Source organism: Helicobacter pylori SA221C (assembly GCF_000476855.1).
GTDB lineage: Bacteria > Campylobacterota > Campylobacteria > Campylobacterales > Helicobacteraceae > Helicobacter > Helicobacter pylori_DK.
The window spans coordinates 1-17,310 of sequence record NZ_CBPT010000011.1 but is presented as its reverse complement, the minus strand read 5'-3'; the positions used below and the strand labels follow the sequence as shown (position 1 = coordinate 17,310).

11 protein-coding genes and 2 pseudogenes are annotated in these 17,310 nt (G+C 37.6%); 7 read left to right on the top strand and 6 right to left on the bottom strand.

The features are described 5' to 3' along the window. The first annotated feature begins 434 nt into the window (after positions 1 to 434). A complete protein-coding gene (locus QU01_RS05845; RefSeq protein ID WP_001238135.1) occupies positions 435 to 2,306 on the top strand; it encodes a mechanosensitive ion channel family protein in 1,872 nt (623 codons plus the stop codon). 2 nt (positions 2,307 to 2,308) lie between these two features. On the opposite strand, the gene cfaS is transcribed toward QU01_RS05845, so the two are convergent. Further along, entirely contained in the window at positions 2,309 to 3,478 is a 1,170-nt protein-coding gene (cfaS, locus tag QU01_RS05840; protein ID WP_000623797.1) for a cyclopropane fatty acid synthase, read from the bottom strand. A gap of 168 nt (positions 3,479 to 3,646) precedes the next feature. On the opposite strand from cfaS, the gene metG reads away from it, so the two are divergent. From metG to speA, 6 genes are read left to right on the top strand one after another with little or no spacing between them, the layout of a single operon-like run. Next, the gene (gene metG, locus QU01_RS05835; RefSeq protein ID WP_033762850.1) at positions 3,647 to 5,602 is read left to right on the top strand and encodes a methionine--tRNA ligase; all 1,956 of its coding nucleotides are present in this window, start codon (positions 3,647 to 3,649) and stop codon (positions 5,600 to 5,602) included. Beyond that, positions 5,603 to 6,610 (top strand): hypothetical protein, encoded by a 1,008-nt coding sequence (locus tag QU01_RS05830; protein ID WP_033762852.1) that lies wholly within the window; start codon positions 5,603 to 5,605, stop codon positions 6,608 to 6,610. It abuts the gene before it with no gap. A gap of 3 nt (positions 6,611 to 6,613) precedes the next feature. Continuing rightward, entirely contained in the window at positions 6,614 to 7,411 is a 798-nt protein-coding gene (gene cmoB / locus QU01_RS05825) for a tRNA 5-methoxyuridine(34)/uridine 5-oxyacetic acid(34) synthase CmoB (RefSeq protein ID WP_033762853.1), read from the top strand. A gap of 3 nt (positions 7,412 to 7,414) precedes the next feature. Beyond that, entirely contained in the window at positions 7,415 to 7,843 is a 429-nt protein-coding gene (locus tag QU01_RS05820) for a hotdog domain-containing protein (RefSeq protein WP_001158320.1), read from the top strand. Positions 7,844 to 7,847: 4 nt separating this feature from the next. Next, a complete protein-coding gene (locus QU01_RS05815; RefSeq protein WP_033762854.1) occupies positions 7,848 to 9,017 on the top strand; it encodes a glycosyltransferase family 4 protein in 1,170 nt (389 codons plus the stop codon). A gap of 14 nt (positions 9,018 to 9,031) precedes the next feature. Beyond that, positions 9,032 to 10,879, top strand: coding sequence for an arginine decarboxylase (gene speA, locus QU01_RS05810; protein WP_001158590.1), 1,848 nt, complete (start codon positions 9,032 to 9,034; stop codon positions 10,877 to 10,879). 160 nt (positions 10,880 to 11,039) lie between these two features. Here the strand turns inward: speA and QU01_RS05805 are convergent, their stop codons facing one another. The 5 genes and pseudogenes from QU01_RS05805 to QU01_RS08400 all read right to left on the bottom strand — a co-directional run. Then, positions 11,040 to 11,960, bottom strand: coding sequence for a hypothetical protein (locus QU01_RS05805; RefSeq protein ID WP_033762855.1), 921 nt, complete (start codon positions 11,958 to 11,960; stop codon positions 11,040 to 11,042). A gap of 113 nt (positions 11,961 to 12,073) precedes the next feature. Next, positions 12,074 to 13,933, bottom strand: coding sequence for a hypothetical protein (locus QU01_RS05800; protein WP_033762856.1), 1,860 nt, complete (start codon positions 13,931 to 13,933; stop codon positions 12,074 to 12,076). Between the two features lie 43 nt (positions 13,934 to 13,976). Next, entirely contained in the window at positions 13,977 to 15,230 is a 1,254-nt protein-coding gene (locus QU01_RS05795; RefSeq protein ID WP_033762857.1) for a single-stranded-DNA-specific exonuclease RecJ family protein, read from the bottom strand. 40 nt (positions 15,231 to 15,270) lie between these two features. After that, a pseudogene (locus QU01_RS05790) lies at positions 15,271 to 17,016 on the bottom strand (DUF262 domain-containing protein). A gap of 52 nt (positions 17,017 to 17,068) precedes the next feature. Beyond that, a pseudogene (locus QU01_RS08400) lies at positions 17,069 to 17,310 on the bottom strand (hypothetical protein); the annotation flags it as partial.

The following is a 17,310-nucleotide window of genomic DNA, read 5'->3' as shown; positions in this document are numbered from 1 at the left end:
TAGGGTTGGAAATCTCTTAAAACACAAATCTTACATGAAAAAATTCAATAAAAGCGGTTATAAAAACCTAAAAAGTGAAACATGTAAGAATAAAAGACATGCACATTATCCGTGACTTTATCGCACCGAACAGGGAAAGCTTTTTGACTACGGCCTGTGCGAAATCCTACTATAAAAATATCAAATAAAGCAAGATTTGTTAGAAATTAAGGCTTTGTTTTAATTGTAAAATGTAAAAATACTCAAAGCATCGCATCAAGCAATATAGCGATCTGAAAAGAGGCTCACAATTGAGCTAAAGCCCGCTTTTTAGGGATAAATAAAAAGCGTTTTCAAATTGCATGGGTAACTTTATGGGGCGAAGCGTTTCTAATTTTTGGTATAATCGCTAGAAATTATGAGAAAGATTTTATCTTGTTTGAGTGGGGTTTTGCATGCGTTTATTATTGTGGTGGGTATTGGTATTATCGCTCTTTTTAAATCCTTTGAGAGCGGTTGAAGAGCATGAAACAGATGCGGTGGATTTGTTTTTGATTTTCAATCAAATCAACCAGCTCAATCAAGTCATTGAAACTTACAAAAAAAACCCTGAAAGAAGCGCTGAAGTCTCTCTGTATAACACCCAAAAGAATGATTTGATTAAAAGTTTGACTTCTAAAGTGTTGAATGAAAGGGATAAGATCGGGATTGATATCAATCAAAATTTAAAAGAGCAAGAGAAAATCAAAAAGCGTTTGTCTAGAAGCATTAAGGGCGATAATTTCTACACTTTCATGAAAGATAGATTGTCTTTAGATATTTTGTTGATAGATGAAATTTTGTATCGTTTTATAGATAAAATCAGGAGCAGTATTGATATTTTTAGCGAACAAAAAGATGTAGAAAGCATCAGCGATGCTTTCCTTTTGCGTTTAGGGCAATTCAAACTCTACACTTTCCCTAAAAATTTAGACAATGTCAAAATGCATGAATTAGAGCAGATGTTTAGCGATTATGAATTGCGTTTGAACACTTACACTGAAGTCTTGCGTTACATTAAAAACCACCCTAAAGAAGTGCTTCCTAAAAACTTGATCATGGAAGTGAATATGGATTTTGTGTTAAACAAAATCAGCAAGGTTTTGCCTTTCACAACCCATAGCTTGCAAGTGAGTAAAATCGTGCTGGCTTTGACGATTTTAGCCTTATTGCTGGGTTTAAGGAAGTTGATCACTTGGCTTTTAGCCTTATTGTTAGATCGTATTTTTGAAATCATGCAGCGCAATAAAAAAATGCATGTCAATGTGCAAAGCAGCATTGTTTCGCCGGTTTCTGTCTTTTTAGCCCTATTTAGTTGCGATGTGGCTTTAGATATTTTCTACTACCCTAACGCATCGCCTCCTAAAGTTTCTATGTGGGTGGGTGCGGTGTATATCATGCTTTTAGCATGGTTAGTGATAGCGCTTTTTAAAGGCTATGGGGAAGCGTTAGTTACGAATATGGCTACCAAAAGCACGCACAATTTTAGAAAAGAAGTGATCAACTTGATTTTAAAAGTCGTGTATTTTTTGATCTTCATTGTCGCACTTTTAGGGGTTTTGAAACAACTAGGGTTTAATGTTTCAGCCATCATCGCTTCTTTAGGGATTGGGGGGTTAGCGGTGGCTTTGGCGGTTAAAGATGTGTTGGCGAATTTTTTTGCTTCGGTCATTTTATTGTTAGACAATTCGTTTTCTCAAGGGGATTGGATCGTGTGCGGTGAAGTGGAGGGCACGGTGGTGGAAATGGGGTTAAGGCGCACCACGATCAGAGCCTTTGACAACGCTCTTTTGTCCGTGCCTAATTCAGAATTAGCCGGAAAACCCATCAGGAATTGGAGCCGTCGTAAAGTGGGAAGGCGTATTAAAATGGAAATAGGCTTAACTTATAGCTCCAGTCAAAGCGCTTTACAGCTTTGCGTGAAAGACATTAAAGAAATGTTAGAAAACCACCCTAAAATCGCTAATGGAGCCGATAGCGCTTTGCAAAATGCGAGCGATTACCGCTACATGTTTAAAAAAGATATTGTTTCTATTGATGATTTTTTAGGGTATAAAAACAATTTGTTTGTCTTTTTAGATCAGTTTGCAGACAGCTCTATTAATATTTTAGTGTATTGCTTTTCTAAAACAGTGGTTTGGGAAGAGTGGCTAGAAGTCAAAGAAGACGTGATGCTAAAAATCATGGGGATTGTGGAAAAGCACCATTTGAGTTTTGCTTTCCCATCACAGAGTTTGTATGTGGAGAGCTTGCCAGAAGTTAGCCTGAAAGAAGGGGCTAAAATCTGAAATTATTGGTAGATGTATTCTTTGGTTAAGGGGAAAGTGTTATCCACGCTGTTGGTTAAAAGCAATTGGAATAAATCCGCGCTCCCCACCCTAAAGGCGGACGCGCAAGTCCTTAAATACAGATCCCACATGCGGATAAAGCGTTCGTCATAGCCGAGTCTTTTCACTTGATCTAGGTTGTGGTTGAAGTTGTCTCGCCAAATGTCTAAAGTCTTAGCGTAATGGATGCGTAAGCTTTCAGCCATGAGCAAGTGGAAGTCGCATTCGCTCATCACGCTCATCACTTCTCTTAAAGAGGGCAAGTAGCCGCCTGGAAAAATGTATTTATCCACCCATGCGTTAGTCTTGCCTTCAAAACAGCATAAAATGGAGTGGAGCAAAAACATCCCGCCTCTCTTTAACACTTCTTTAACTTTTTTGAAATAAAAGGGCAAATTATCCTTACCCACATGCTCAAACATGCCCACGCTCACCACCTTATCAAAGCGGTATAAGCGCCCATCTAAATCCTGGTAATTCAATAATTTGATCGTTACTTTATCCTCTAACCCTAGCTCTTGGACTCGTTTGTTAGCCTGTTTATATTGCTCGCTAGAAATGGTGATCCCCATCACTTCCGCTCCGTATTCTTGCGCAGCTTTTACAGAGAGATAGCCCCAACCACAGCCTATATCCAGCAGTTTTTCGCCAGGCTTTAGGTGGAGTTTTTTTAAAGTGTGATCTAATTTTTGGAGTTGGGCGGCATGGAGGGTGTCATCGTCTTTTTTGAAATACGCGCATGAATAGCTTAAGGTTTCATCCAGCCAGATAGAATAAAAGTCATTCCCTAAATCGTAATGTTTAGAAATGTTGGAGCTTTCTTTGATGGGCTTTTGGATAGCTTTAGCGTTATCATGTTTGTGCAAATGCTCATAATTGGTTTGCAAATATAAAGAGTGCATCACCTCATCCATAGAGCCTTCAATATCAATCACGCCGTCCATATAAGCCTCAGCGATCGTCAAAGACATGTCTTTTTTAATATCGCTAAATTTTAGGGGGCGATGGATTTTAAGGGTGAATTTAGGCGAATGTTCGCCATTCCTATAAACGCTATTATCCCAAAAAACGACCTGATAATCGCCGTTTTTCCACTGCTTGAACATGCTTTTGAGCAAAAATTTTGAAATCATCTGTCTATTCCTTGAACTCTTTTTCAATTTTTTGAGCGTTAATTATAATGAATTTTAAGCTAAAAACACCCCACAAATAAGCATAAATTCAACCTCTATTCTCTAAATTTTTAAAAGCATGTTAAAATTAAGAGATTTAAACAAATTTAAGGTAACACGATTATAAAGATGCAAAAATCACTGATCACAACCCCCATTTATTATGTGAATGACATCCCTCATATTGGCCATGCTTATACGACTTTGATTGCGGACACTTTAAAGAAGTATTACACGCTTCAAGGCGAAGAAGTCTTTTTTTTAACCGGCACCGATGAGCATGGGCAAAAGATCGAACAAAGCGCGAGATTGAGAAATCAAAGCCCTAAAGCTTACGCCGATAGCATTAGCGCGATTTTTAAAGACCAGTGGGATTTTTTCAATTTAGATTATGATAGTTTTATCCGCACCACAGACAGCGAGCATCAAAAATGCGTGCAAAACGCCTTTGAAATCATGTTTGAAAAAGGGGATATTTATAAAGGCGCTTATAGCGGATATTATTGCGTGAGCTGTGAGAGTTATTGCGCGATTTCTAAAACGGACAACACGAACGATAAAGTCCTATGCCCTGATTGCTTGAGGGAGACCACGCTTTTAGAAGAAGAGAGTTATTTTTTCAAATTGAGCGCGTATGAAAAGCCTTTATTGGAGTTTTACGCCAAAAACCCTGAAGCGATTTTGCCTATTTATCGTAAAAATGAAGTAACTTCTTTTATTGAGCAGGGTTTATTGGATCTGTCTATCACGCGCACGAGCTTTGAATGGGGCATTCCTTTGCCTAAAAAAATGAACGATCCTAAACATGTGGTGTATGTTTGGTTGGACGCTTTATTGAATTATGCGAGCGCGTTAGGGTATTTGAATGATTTAGACAATAAAATGGTGCATTTTGAATGCGCTAGGCATATTGTGGGTAAGGATATTTTGCGCTTCCATGCCATTTATTGGCCGGCTTTTTTGATGAGTTTGAATTTGCCCTTATTCAAACAGCTTTGCGTGCATGGGTGGTGGACGATAGAGGGCGTGAAAATGAGTAAGAGCTTGGGTAATGTTTTAGACGCTCAAAAAATCGCTATGGAGTATGGGATTGAAGAATTACGCTATTTTTTATTGCGTGAGGTGCCTTTTGGGCAAGATGGGGATTTTTCTAAAAAAGCGTTAATAGAAAGGATCAACGCGAATTTGAATAACGATTTGGGGAATTTGCTGAACCGCTTGCTAGGCATGGCTAAAAAATATTTCAATTATTCTCTAAAAAGCGCCAAAATCACCGCTTATTATCCTAAAGAGCTAGAAAAAGTGCATCAAATTTTAGATAACGCTAATTCTTTTGTGCCTAAAATGCAATTGCATAAAGCTTTAGAGGAATTGTTTAACGTTTATGATTTTTTAAACAAACTCATCGCTAAAGAAGAGCCGTGGGTTTTGCACAAAAACAACGAATCAGAAAAACTAGAAGCCTTGTTGAGTTTGATCGCAAACGCGCTGTTACAATCAAGCTTTTTGCTCTATGCGTTCATGCCAAAGAGCGCTATGAAATTAGCGAGCACTTTTCATGCAGAAATCACGCCCAATAATTACGAACGCTTTTTTAAGGCTAAAAAATTACAAGATATGATTTTACAAGACACCGAGCCTTTATTTTCCAAAATGGAGAAAATTGAAAAGGCTGAAAAAGGGGGAGAAGCCCTACTAAAAGAAAATCAAGAAAAAGAAAAAAAAGATAGAAAAGAAAAAGCCCCACCAAAACAAGAAAACTATATCAGCATTGAAGATTTTAAGAAAGTAGAAATTAAAGTGGGGCTTATCAAAGAAGCTCAAAGGATTGAAAAATCCAATAAATTACTGCGCTTGAAAGTGGATTTAGGCGAAGGTCGTTTGAGGCAGATTATTTCAGGGATCGCTTTGGATTATGAGCCTGAAAGCTTGGTGGGTCAAATGGTGTGCGTGGTGGCTAATTTAAAACCCGCAAAGCTTATGGGTGAAATGAGTGAGGGCATGATTTTAACGGTGCAAGATAGCGATAATTTGGCTTTAATTAGCCCTACCAAAGAAAAAATTGCAGGAAGTTTGATCAGCTAAATGCGATTAGGGGTGAATGAAGCCGTAGAATTGAGTTTGGGCGAATTGCAAAACACGCCCTCAATCAGCTATTTCAATTCCATTGTCTTGTCTTTAAACAAAGTCCAAAAAGGCTCTTTATTTGTCGCTAAGGATCACACGCTCATTCCTAAAGCTTTAGAGTTAGGGGCTTATGGGATTTTATACACAGGAGAATATCCTTTAAGCGATAAGGATGTGGCATGGATCAAGCTTAAAGATATAGAGCATTCTTTGAATCATTTGTTTAAATTTTGCTTGTTGAATGAGCGCGTGGTCGGGGTGTTATTAAGCCCCATAGAATTAGAGATCGCTTCTAAAATCATGGTGAGCGAATTTGTGTGGTGCTTGAAAGAGAGTCTTGAAGATTTGTTCATTATAGAGGGGTGTAAAATAGCCTTTTTTGATAAATTGGAGTGGCTCCATTTGTTTTATAAGCAAGAGCGCTTGAAAGAAGATTTAAAAGAAAGCCGTTTAATGATTCTCAACCAATCGTTTTTTTGCAGCACTTTAGTCTATGAAAAACAAGAGTATGAGTTAAAAATGCCATGCATCTTTTTAGAGCCTTTAAAAAGGGTCATTCAATTGTGCGAGAAATTACAAATTGAGTTTGATTTGAATCTTTTGGGCAAAAAAGAATACCCTTTAGATCATTGCAAACCCTTTTTTGTGAATAAGAATCTAGAAATAGCCCCTTATGGCGCAACGGCGAGGGTGGTTGTCGCTGAGGCTTCAAAAGAATTGTTTGAAATGTTGCTTCAAAAAGCCCTTGAGACTTTATCGTGGGGGAAAATTGTCGTGTTTTGTCGTAAAAACAGCGCGGCTTTCTTTGAAAAAAATAACCCTTATTGTTACACCACCCAAAACAACTTAAAAGAGCAATTAAAAAATTTAGCGTTTAATTTCGCTTTTATTTATGGGATTAGCTCCCATCATTTAGAATCCCTTTTAAACCCCCCTCTTTTTAAAAAAACCCCCACGCTATGGTAAGTCATGCTCACTTGTAACGATAAAATTAATCCAAAAACCCTTTTAGAAGAAATCATGGCGTTAAGGCCATGGCGTAAAGGCCCTTTTGAAATTTCTCAAATTAAGATTGATAGCGAATGGGATAGCTCTATTAAATGGGATCTAGTCAAAAACGCCACTCCTTTAAAAGATAAGGTTGTGGCTGATGTGGGTTGCAATAACGGCTATTACTTGTTTAAAATGCTAGAACATGGACCTAAAAGTTTGGTAGGGTTTGATCCGGGCGTTTTAGTCAAAAAACAATTTGAATTTTTAGCCCCCTTTTTTGATAAAGAAAAAAAAATCATTTATGAGTCTTTAGGGGTAGAGGATTTGCATGAAAAATACCCTAACGCTTTTGATGTCATTTTTTGCTTAGGGGTGCTATACCACAGAAAAAGCCCGCTAGAGGCTTTAAAAGCCTTGTATCATGCTTTAAAGATAAAAGGGGAGTTGGTGCTAGACACTTTAATCATTGATTCGCCCTTAGACATCGCCCTTTGCCCTAAAAAAACTTACGCTAAAATGAAAAATGTTTATTTTATCCCCAGTGTTAGCGCTTTAAAAGGGTGGTGCGAAAGGGTAGGGTTTGAAAATTTTGAGATTCTTAGCATTTTAAAGACCACGCTTAAAGAACAGCGTAAAACGGATTTTATTTTGGGGCAGAGTTTGGAAGATTTTTTGGATAAAACGGATCCCTCTAAAACTTTAGAGGGGTATGACGCTCCTTTAAGGGGGTATTTTAAGATGCTTAAACCAAGCAAGCTTTCAATAAAGGATTAAATAGTGCAAGAATCAGTCGTTCGTGTGGATTATGACTCTTTAGAGACTTGTAAGAATTTCAAACCAAGCGTTGGCACTGAACTGGTCGTTTTAGAAAAAGATATAGCCCATGCGCGTTTCAAGGGCAATGAAAGCATGGTGTATGAAGAAAATTTTGTGCATGCCGGGTTTGTGCTTATTGCATGCAATTATGCGGCCTTGTGCGCACTGAATAAAAGACACAGCGTGGTGGTTTCTAATAACATCAATTTTTATGCCCCCCTAGAATTGAATCAAGAAGCGCTCATTAAAGCGCAAGTGGTTCAAGATGGCGTGAAAAAAGCTGAAATCAAAATAGAGGCGTTTGTGTTAGACATTCAGGTTTTAGAGGGAATGATAGAAATCGTGGTGTTTGATAAAAAGCCTTTTAAATTCAATTTTAAAGAAGAGTAGTTAAATGGTTATTGTTTTAGTCGTGGATAGCTTTAAAGACACCAGTAATGGCACTTCTATGACAGCGTTTCGTTTCTTTGAAGCGCTGAAAAAAAGAGGGCATGTGATGAGGGTGGTTGCCCCTTATGTGGATAATTTAGGGAGTGAAGAAGAGGGGTATTACAACCTTAAAGAGCGCTATATCCCCCTAGTTACAGAAATCTCACACAAACAACACATCCTTTTTGCTAAACCCGATGAAAAAATCTTAAGGAAGGCTTTTAAGGGAGCGGATATGATCCATACTTATTTGCCTTTTTTGCTAGAAAAAACAGCCGTAAAAATCGCGCGAGAAATGCGAGTGCCTTACATTGGCTCTTTCCATTTACAGCCAGAGCATATTTCTTATAACATGAAATTGGGGCAATTTTCTTGGTTCAACATGATGCTTTTTTCGTGGTTTAAATCTTCGCATTACCGCTATATCCACCATATCCATTGCCCGTCAAAATTCATTGTAGAAGAATTAGAAAAATACAACTATGGAGGGAAAAAATACGCTATTTCTAACGGCTTTGATCCCATGTTTAAATTTGAACACCCGCAAAAAAGCCTTTTTGACACCACACCCTTTAAAATCGCTATGGTAGGGCGCTATTCTAATGAAAAAAATCAAAGCGTTCTCATTAAGGCGATTGCTTTAAGCCGATACAAACAAGACATTGTATTATTACTCAAAGGCAAAGGGCCTGATGAGAAAAAAATCAAACTTCTAGCCCAAAAACTAGGCGTAAAAACGGAGTTTGGGTTTGTCAATTCTAATGAATTGTTAGAGATTTTAAAAACCTGCACCCTTTATGCGCACACGGCCAATGTGGAGAGCGAAGCGATTGCGTGTTTAGAGGCTATTAGCGTGGGGATTGTGCCTGTTATCGCTAATAGCCCATTAAGCGCGACCAGGCAATTTGCGCTAGATGAACGATCGCTATTTGAGCCCAATAACGCTAAAGATTTGAGCGCTAAAATAGATTGGTGGTTAGAAAACAAGCTTGAAAGAGAAAGGATGCAAAATAAATACGCTAAAAGCGCTTTAAATTACACTTTAGAAAATTCAGTCATTCAAATTGAAAAAGTTTATGAAGAAGCGATCAGAGATTTTAAAAATAACCCCCATCTCTTTAAAACCTTATCGTAACAAAAGGATAAAAAATGCAAGAAGTCCATGATTATGGGATTAATTTTTGGAGCAATAACGAATTTAAGATAGAAAAAGGCTTGGTTAAAGTCTGTCATGGTAAAAACCCCTCGCTTTTAGAAATCGTTCAAAGCGTGCGCGATAAGGGCTATAGAGGGCCTTTGCTGGTGCGATTCCCCCATTTGGTGCAAAAACAAATCAAAAGCCTGTTTGATGCGTTTTCTTCAGCGATTAAAGAGTATCAATACAGCGGGGCTTTTAAGGCGGTTTTTCCTTTAAAGGTCAATCAAATGCCCTCGTTTGTTTTCCCTTTAGTTCAGGGGGCTAAGGGCTTGGATTATGGTTTAGAAGCCGGGAGCAAGTCTGAGCTCATCATCGCAATGAGTTACACTAACCCTAAAGCCCCTATCACCGTGAATGGCTTTAAAGACAAAGAAATGATTGAGCTTGGCTTTATCGCTAAAAGCATGCAGCATGAGATCACTTTAACGATTGAGGGTTTGAATGAATTAAAAACCATTATCGCTGTGGCTAAACAAAACGATTTTGTAGCATGCCCTAAAATTGGCATTCGTATCCGTTTGCACAGCACTGGCACTGGCGTTTGGGCAAAGAGTGGGGGGATCAATTCTAAATTTGGTCTTAGCAGCACTGAAGTTTTAGAAGCGATGCGCCTTTTAGAAGAAAACGACTTACTAGAGCATTTCCACATGATACATTTCCACATAGGCTCTCAAATCAGCGATATTTCGCCCTTAAAAAAGGCTTTAAGAGAAGCGGGCAACTTGTATGCAGAATTGCGTAAAATGGGCGCTAAAAATCTCAATAGCGTGAATATTGGAGGGGGGTTAGCCGTAGAATACACCCAACACAAGCACCACCAAGATAAAAACTACACTTTAGAGGAATTCAGCGCTGATGTGGTGTTTTTATTGAGGGAAATTGTGAAAAACAAGCAGGAAATAGAGCCGGACATTTTCATTGAATCAGGCCGTTATATTTCCGCTAACCATGCCGTTTTAGTGGCCCCGGTGTTAGAATTGTTTTCGCATGAATACAATGAAAAATCCCTAAAAATTAAAGAAAATAATAACCCCCCCTTGATTGATGAAATGCTAGACTTGCTCGCTAATATCAATGAAAAAAACGCCATTGAATACTTGCATGATAGTTTTGATCACACCGAGTCGTTATTCACGCTTTTTGATCTGGGCTATATTGATTTGATTGACAGGAGCAACACTGAAGTTTTAGCCCATTTGATCGTCAAAAAAGCGGTGCAATTGCTTTATGTTAAGGATCATAACGATATTTTACGCATTCAAGAGCAGGTCCAAGAGCGCTATTTGTTGAATTGCTCGTTTTTCCAAAGCTTGCCGGATTATTGGGGCTTGAGACAGAATTTCCCGGTCATGCCTTTGAATAAATTAGACGAAAAGCCCACCAGGAGCGCGAGTTTGTGGGATATTACTTGCGATAGCGATGGGGAAATCGCTTTTGATTCCACGAAGCCCTTGTTTTTGCATGATATAGATATAGATGAAGAAGAATACTTTTTAGCGTTCTTTTTAGTGGGAGCGTATCAAGAAGTTTTAGGCATGAAACACAATTTATTCACGCACCCTACGGAATTTAGCGTGGTTTTTGATGAAAAAGGCGATTATGAAGTGGAAGATATTTGTGAAGCCCAAACGATTTTAGATGTGCTAGACGATTTGGACTATGACACTAAAGAGATCGAGCGCCTTTTAAAACAAAAAATTGAAGACAACAACCAACTGGACATGGAAGAAAAGAAAGAAATCATGGGGCGCTTGTATGTCATGCTGAGCGAAAACGGGTATCTGCGTACGATTTCTTAAGAGAATGCTTATAAATGGATTTAAACGCTTTTTTAACTTTAATCAAAAAACATTGACTAATCAATAAAAGAGCGTTAAAACTAAAATAAGCAAGCAAATTGAAAAATAAAGATACAAGAAAAAAAGAGAGATTAAAAAAAGAGACCCCACAAGGGGGGTTTTATTCTACATTACCCTCCGCATTATTTAACTCCTCGCCAGTGATAATGTCCCTCTCCCTAATCACATTCCCCTCCTCATCATAATCCTCATCTCTAAAACCATAAGACCAAAGATTATCAGCTAAAACTCCAGGAGTTAAGCCTGCGCATGTTAAATCGTATTTATTGATACCACCATCGCATAAGAGTTGCGCCACAAATTTTGCCTCTTCTTTATTTCTAGGTAAGAATTTCGCCCACTCTTCCAAAGTAACACCATAGCTCTTACCATCGGGTCTTTTTAAGTTTTTAGCGTAAGTTTCTATCACTTTACAGAATAGAGTAACATCACCCATGAGCATATCATCAAAAGTATCAAAGAAACACTCGTCAGTATTTCTGTTTTCAATCATAGCATTCCACTCCGCATCGCTATGGTGTTTTAAATCCGCCATAAAAGAAAGGGCGTGAATAACGATTAAACTAAATTGAAACCCTCGCCCCTCATAACTCATAGGTGAAAACAACAATCCAAGTCTTTTATTCCTTTTTTCATTAGAATATAGCTCCGCCATTAAAAGAAAAGTTCCCTCATTTTCATCAGCAAAATCAAAGTCCAATTTGAAACGACTTTCTTTCTCTTTAGGAGTTGAAGTCCTTTCCTTGACACTCGGTCCGCTCGTAACGATTTTAACGCCTTTTAACAAATCATCTCCGCTTTTTTCAGCGTGATTATGAGAAACTTCATTCAAAGGCACTTCCTTAAACCATTTTAAGAATTTTTCGCTATTGAAAGCGTATGCGGCTTCGTTGCCTTTTTGGCTCCTTAAGGTTACACGATTAAACCCAATACTAATGACTTTAGCCTCCACCACTTTGTTATTGATTGTGGCTTTGACTGACGCCCCTACTTTTAATTTATTTTCATTTTGAAAACCCATAAAATACTCCTTGATAAAATTTGTTTTAAAATCCGCTATAATCGGTCGTTCAATGTTTTTTAATGTTTTTATCTTTTCAGCATGGCTTGTTCCTCCTTGTTGGGGTTTGAATTTTATTTAAAATTTCCATGTCTATTGCCCTTAAGATCGTTTTGAAGGCGGTAAGCACCATTAAAAATACAGCCAGTCAATATTTCTTCAATTTGCGATAATTCCGCATTTTTTAGCGCTTCTCTAGGCGTTTCAATGATTAGTTTAGTTTGCGATAATCGCACCCACTCTAACGCTCGCTCTCTAGATTCAAAACTCCCCAATTTCCCAATATGGTTGAGGAACTGCTCGCTCATAGGCCTATCCATGTCAATCACAAGATTAAAGGTAACATAAAGCGACTGAACGCTCAAAGAATCCCCAATAATAAAGGTAAAATTAAGCGTGTCATCAAGCGTGTTGTGTTGGATATTGTCTATTAACGCGTAGTTAAGCTCTAATTTTTCTACTTGCTTTATCGCTATTACGATGTCTTTAGAAAGAGAAGTGCTGATTTTTTCTAATTGCTTTAACAAATCTTTAGGCGGGATAGAACCACGCTCTATATCAGCGTCTATCACGCTTAAAATCGTTCTTTTATCCACTATCTTATCATGCTTTAAATCGTTAGCGATTTTGTTGGTTTGAAGGTTTTGTTTATAGCTTTGTTTTGATGCTCTATTTTTTTCTCGCCATTCAATGACTTCCCTCTCTTCTTGTTCTATGTCTGCAATATCAAAAATTTTAGGAAAACCATAACGATTTTTTTTCGCTCTGATAAAACTTTTAATACTCTCTTCAAGATGCTTGCGAAAATCATCAAAACCATCGCTAGATTGCGGCATATAAAGCGCTTCTATTTGAGTTTTAGCTATTTCATTAAACTCCATGCCGTTATGTTTATCAGGGTGTTTTGAAAAGAATGCGCTCAGCTTGTTTTTAAGAGTGTTGAGGGATTGTTCTAATTGATTGGGCGTTGAGAATTTGATGTCTGAAAAGCTATCTTGTGTCTTGTTAAAGTCCTTACCCGGTGAAGCGTTGATCAATTCTATAGGGCATTTGCTTTCACAATAACAGATCGCTTGTTGGTTAAAGATTTGCGCTAACACCAATAAATAGTCCCTTAAATTAAATACGATAGTAGGCTCATTTGCGAACACCAAAAAGCTTATTTCTTCATTGGGTAAAAAAGGATCTTGCGGGTTGTCTTTTAAAGAGTTAAGCGCTTGAACAAACCCTATAAAATCGCGCTTATTCTCTAAATACGATTGCAGCTTTTTCGCTCTTTCTGTATTTTGCTTGGGGGTGTATCGGTATTTAGCGACAAACTCCTTACTAGACATAAAGTCTTTCACGCTCGCCTTAGCGTTATTCTTTAAAAATCTGTCCATAAAATGCTTCCCCAATAAAAAACACAACCTCCTATAAAGGTAATTATTGCCTTTAAAGAAGTCCTTGATTAAAATGGGTTTATCCCAATCCACTTTAACAGATTTGTCCTGCCAGTAGATTAAGCGCGTTTTTAACTGAGCCAGTTTGTCAGCGCTAGATTGAATGCAGCCGCTTTTAGCCGCCCCTATCAGTAATTTTTGCTCATTATGATTGAAATCTCTGTAAAAAGCGTCTTTAAAGGGTTTAAAGGCTGAGATGATCCCAAAGGGTAGCCCGCTTTTGATTTTCTCACACGTCTTTTTAAGATCGCTGCTTCCAATCGTTTCGTTCTTAATAGCAGAAGCTTTCGTGCTAGAAACTTCAATGGCACTGTTTTTAGTTTTAGAGGCTTTCTCTCTCCCAATGATCTCCTTAACGAATCGCTTCGCTCCATTTTGAGCCACTTTACTAGCCACAAAATCCTTTTCAAAATCTTGTAACAAATAGTAGTATCTGGTTGGATTCCCGCTCTCATCATTCAATAACAATAAAAAATCATAGTCCAATAACATGTCAAGTCCTTTTTTTAAAATTCATCCTTAGCGTTATTTGACTTTATAAGGCTTGTAAGCTTTTGATCACTTTTTTAAAATCCTCTTTTTCAAAGCTCAACCCAAAAGCTTCCTCATGCCCGCCAGCTTGTATTAAAGGAATGGTTTTAATCTGGCTTAAAAAATTCCCACCACCTCTAGCGCTACCGCTATACCCGTCTTTATTGTCTCTATAGATACAAAGGGAGCGATTGGAAGGGTATTTTTTTAAAAAGTTATTAGCCACTAAACCGCTAACACCTACTTTAATAGAACAGCTTTCATCTAAAAGAGCCACTAATATTTTGTTACAAGAAAAAATTTGAGCGTTTTCTTCGCTTTCTTTCACCATTTTCTTTTTAATGTCGTTGTATCTTTTGAATTCCTTAACATTAAAGGCGCTTAAGCATGGATCGTTTAGGGGATTGAAATGCTTTAAAACCAGATAATGCAAATAGCTATCATAACAACCCTTAAACTCTCTAGCCCCACTCAAACGGCTTAAAGCGTTGATATAATTGATGCAATTAAAGCCGTATAATTTAGAAATTCCATCCAAATCGTCTTGGGCTAAAGAAAGATCTTTATCTTTGAAAAAGCATTGAATGCGCTCATGTTTAACTGACGCTAAATTCAAAACCATATCCAAATTATCCCCATGATCCAAATCAATGCGATCGTTTAAAAGCGTGATAGCGATCAATTCTTCTTCTAAAGGAGTGGTTTGTATTTGAAAGATTTGACTAAACACTAAAGCGCTTGTGAAAGCCCCGCTATAATAGTTAGCGTCTTTTTCATCATTCAGGTTAATGTAGGCGATTTTATTTCCATCAATCCAATCAACTTCAAAACTCTTATGGTGGTCTGTGATGATGCATTGTTCAAAACGCTCTAATAAGATTTCTTGCAATTCGGTATTAGCGGCCAAATCCGCCCCCAAATCAGCACTAAACAATAAGGGGTCTTTTTGAAATTGGTTTTTAATGTGATCTAGGCGGACTAATTGGTTGGTTTTAGGGTTAAAGATGCAAGGTTTAGACAATAAATCATTTATGGCTAAATCAGTGAAACCATAGCCATGCGCATTCCTTAAGGGGCTAAAGAAAAAGAAATCCTTAATACCCAATCTGTAACACATAGACATTAAAACGCTGCCAGCCAACATGCCATCACAATCATTATCTGTATAGAAAACAATGGGGCGGTGTTGTTTGGCTTCTTTTAAGAAGTCTTTAAAAATCCTTTTCTTTGACATCTTTAATAGCTCTTTTTTAGGCATTGATCACTCCTTTGTTGTTTTGATGCTTAGCAATCTTTAATCATTCTAGATCAATTTCTTCTTCAATTTCCTCTTCAAATTCTTCTTTTTGCCCTTCTATGTGTAAAATGGGCGTGATAATTTCATACAAAAAGTCGTGTCGCTCTTGGAGGGACTTCTCATTCCACTTTCTATAATTGCTATACAATTCTTTAGTGATGTCATAACAGCTAATCACTTTGCTTGGGTCTTTGCCGCCATAAATTTTTCTTTTTTCATCAAAATCCCCATTTAAGGCTTTCGCGTTCTTTTTACGCTTTAAAAGGGTTAAATTCGCGATCCTATTCACCCATTCTTCTCTTTTTTCTTTGTTAAAATCCGCGTTCCATTGACTGCCTCTTTTGGGCATTTGGGGCAAAATATGCTCCACTTGGGTTTCGGCATCCATAGCGATAAAATGGGGCTTCTCTTCATCTGTCATAAAATAATTAGCTAGGGCTAAGACAGGGCGTAACCATTTGCTAGGATAAACCGAAGAGCTATCCCATAAGTTATAGTGGTATTGGTTAAAGGTGTTATAAGAGTCGATGTTATTCAATACAAGCTCTTTGATGGTTTCAACGCTCTTATTGCTTTTAACATTTTTGATAATGTTGATACTCGTTGGCTTGATGCGCGTGATCGTGCCTCCTGCAATCCAATTTTGGTAATAATAAGACACCAAAAGCTTTTTCAAAGCGTCAAAATCAGGGTATTTGACATGAAGGGCGGTCGTTAGAATGCTGGCCCAATACCTAGAGGGAAGGTATCTTAATAAGTAGATGTGTTGGTCTTATTTTTTTAGCAATGCGGTATAGGCCTTCATGAACTCGCTGACCTCATAGATGAACCCGCAAGCGTCTTTTTTGCTGTCTTTGAACACCTTTTTTAATCCCTTATCGGCTCTCTTTTTAGAAACGCTAGGATCAGCGTATTCCAAATACATGTTAAAAAAGTCTTCCAAATCAATATCCACGCCCTCAACGCTCTTGCAAGCTTCAACCAATTTGTCCCAAGTGGTTATAAAATCCTTACGTTTTTCACTATCTTGTTTGATTTCTTGCATCAAACTGGATTTTAAAATATCAATAGGGCTTAAGGGTTGGCCTCTGTCGTTTAACACTTGAAAGATTTGCATCGCGCTGTCTTGTTCAAAACAAATGATCCTAGTCAAAACAATGTGTTCATAAAACCACTTGACAAAATCATCAATACCGATTATTGAACCATTTTCCATGCTTTCATTCAATAGCTCTCTAAAATAATAAGCGTTACGCAAATAAGTGTTTTCTTCAAATTTCTTATTCAATTCGCTCTTTTTAATATTGTCTTCAAACTCTAAATTGTTTAACACCGTGTTTTCAAAAATACTATTGTAATTTTGAGCGGTTAAGAACTTCAGACGCTCTTTTTCTTTATCGTATTTATCATAAATACTCCCTTCAATAAAATCTTTAGATTTTTGCCCTAACCTGTGTTTATAAAGCCTTAAAATCGTGCAAGCCAAGATAATAAAACTTGTTAGCCTCTGTTGGCCATCCACAACATCCCATCTTTTATCTTTTGGATTTTCAGCAATCACAATAGAGCCGCAAAAATATTCGTCTTCTCTGTTGTTGGTATAGCTGCCCACTAAATCATCAATCAAAGCCCCTAAATGATCTTTATCCCACACATAAGGGCGTTGGTAATCGGGAACTTGATAAAAATATTCAGCATCCACTAAAATTTGATAGAGTTTTTTTAACTCTACTTCTACTTTTGCCATCATTTCTCCTTTGAATTTAACTCTGTAAGCCCCACTGGTTTAAAAATGGGGCTTATGGAATCAAATGGTTTAAAAATGTTGTGGCACGGATTAATGAGAGAGGGAATAAAAGGGTTAATGCAAGGGTTAATGAAAGGGGGAATAATAGAGAGAATAATAAAAAGTAAGGGATTTTTAAGCGATCTTTTGTAAAAGTGATAAAAATAGTTATAAAAACATGATAGCGTTGCTTGGTTGGATGATTGCTTGGTTGCTTGGTTGCTTGGTTGAATGATTGCTTGATTGAATGATTGA